The organism is Mesorhizobium sp. M1E.F.Ca.ET.041.01.1.1, assembly GCF_003997355.1.
Classification (GTDB): Bacteria; Pseudomonadota; Alphaproteobacteria; order Rhizobiales; family Rhizobiaceae; genus Mesorhizobium.
Genome location: NZ_RZSL01000834.1, coordinates 1 through 2062, shown reverse-complemented (window position 1 = coordinate 2062; position 2062 = coordinate 1). Strand labels below are relative to the sequence as shown.

General features: G+C 63.8%; 3 protein-coding genes. 1 reads left to right on the top strand and 2 read right to left on the bottom strand.

Translation table 11 applies throughout. The features are described 5' to 3' along the window. Both EOA38_RS34820 and EOA38_RS34815 read right to left on the bottom strand, forming a co-directional pair. Nucleotides 1-673: aldo/keto reductase (locus EOA38_RS34820; protein ID WP_145966230.1), on the bottom strand; the 673-nt coding region annotated here is incomplete at its 3' end. A gap of 122 nt (nt 674-795) precedes the next feature. Further along, nucleotides 796-1332 (bottom strand): gamma-glutamylcyclotransferase, encoded by a 537-nt coding sequence (locus EOA38_RS34815; protein ID WP_126091690.1) that lies wholly within the window; start codon nt 1330-1332, stop codon nt 796-798. A 122-nt stretch (nt 1333-1454) separates the two neighbouring features. On the opposite strand from EOA38_RS34815, the gene EOA38_RS34810 reads away from it, so the two are divergent. Further along, nucleotides 1455-2062, top strand: a 608-nt coding sequence (locus EOA38_RS34810) for a DUF2125 domain-containing protein (protein ID WP_127301358.1), incomplete at its 3' end; no start/stop codon positions are given.

Genomic DNA, 2062 nt, shown 5'->3' with positions numbered 1-2062 from the left:
CGCGGTATTTGCCGCTCAGGAACCCCTTGGCGAGGCTGAAATAGGTGATGACGCCAAGGCCCTCCGCCTTGCAGAGGTCGAGCAGCGCGCCGTCCAGCGAGGAGCGGTCGTACAAATTGTATTCGGGCTGCAGAACCTCATAACGAGGCAGGCCCCGCAAGCTGGCGACGTCGAGCGCCGCGCGCAATTGCCCGGCATCGAGGTTGGAGCCGCCCGGATAGCGGATCTTGCCCTTCTCGAGCAGGCGCTGATAGGCGCCGAGCGTTTCCTCGTAAGGCGTGGCCGGGTCCGGCCAATGCGACAGATAAAGGTCGATGACATCGGTCTGCAGCCGCTTCAGCGATTGATCGACCGCCTTCTCGATATAGGCCGCGGACAAATCCCGCCTGCCCTGCCCCATGTCGGAACCGACCTTGGTGATGACGACTATTCTGTCGCGGTTGCCGCGGCTCTTCATCCAGTTGCCGATGATGGTTTCGGATTCGCCGCCCTTGTTGCCCGGAGCCCAGCGCGAATAGGCGTCGGCGGTGTCGACGGCATTGAGGCCGGCCTCCGCAAAGCGGTCGAGGAGGTCGAAGGACGTCTTCTCGTCGGCGGTCCAGCCGAACACGTTGCCCCCCAGAACCAGCGGCGCGATGGAAAGGTCGGTGTGACCGAGACGGCGTTTCTGCAAGATTGATCTCCGTGATGCTGGGATGGGCCGGAACGCCCAAGGGGGGAATGGATTGCCGATAAGCTAGGTCGTGCCCTGCCGAGGTCAAAGGCATGGTTTTGCTTTTTGATCGGGCCAGGCCGTCACGAAGGCGCTACCCGCCGCCCCACCTGCTCCAGCCAGTGGTCGCGAATGCCAAGCGCCTCCAGGTGTTCGAGCGTGCTCAAGACATAGTCTTCGTTCCTGCCCGATTGGCCGACGGCGCCGCGCACGACTGCCGCGGCATGGCTGGCGTCGAGCCCGCCGGCATATTGCTCATGCGCGCGATCGACGATGTAGGCGACCGCCTCGACCGTTCGGCCTCCTCCCGCCGCGTTTCCATCGAGCCGGACATCGAGCATGCGTTCGAGATAGACGTTGGTCACCAGCTCGCGTTCGCGCAGATAGGAAAGCACTTCGTTCCGCAAATCGCCGGGCACGCGAAAGGCGAGGCCGATGCAGGAGCCGCCTCGGTCGAGGCCAAGCACCAAGCCCGGTCTTTCACGCGTGCCGCGATGCACGAAGGAATAGACGCAAAGCGACCGGCGATAGCCGTAAAGACGGGCGCGCCGCGTCTCGACATGTGCGAATCCCGGCCGCCAGATCAGCGACCCATAGCCAAAAACCCAAAAATCGCCCATATCGCCAAGCCTGATTGCACTCGAGTGACGACATCGCACCGGTAAGGTGCTTCTTCTGTCCCCGCTGTTGTGCGTGGAATTAACAGCCCGCTCGCTGCACGAGGGGTAACGAGAGCCGCAGCATGACGTCAAGTGACGAGCGATCGCGCAAACCTCGCCGCCGGCTGTTCTGGCTTGCCGCGTTCATCCTGGTGCTGTTCGCGCTCTACAGCGCCGGCTGGTTCTATCTCGCCGGCCGGGTCAAGACCGAGGCCGACCAGGCATCGGCTAAACTCGAGGCCAAAGGCATCGCCGCCGGTTGCGCCAACCTTGCCGTCAGCGGTTATCCGCTGAGCTTCACTGTCTCCTGCGACAGCCTGGCCTATCAGGATGACGCCAAGAACATCGCCGCCTCCACCGGCAACTTCAATGCCGTCGCCCAGATCACGCAGCCATTGTCGCCGGCGGCCGATGTCAGGGGACCACTCAGAACCTTGGCGCCAGGCATGCCGCCGCTTTGGATCGACTGGGACAAGCTGCACGCGACGGTCAGGCTGTCCTGGCCCCTGCCCCGACGCGTTTCGCTGCAGGCCGAAGGATTGTCGGGCCAGACCGACCCGGCAGATGATTCCGATCCGGCCGAGCTGTTCTATGCGGCAAGGGCCGCCGGGCAGTTGGAACCCAAGGGCCAGGATGTGACCTATACCGGCAGTTTCGCCGATCTCGAGATCGACGCCGACGCGATCGGCGG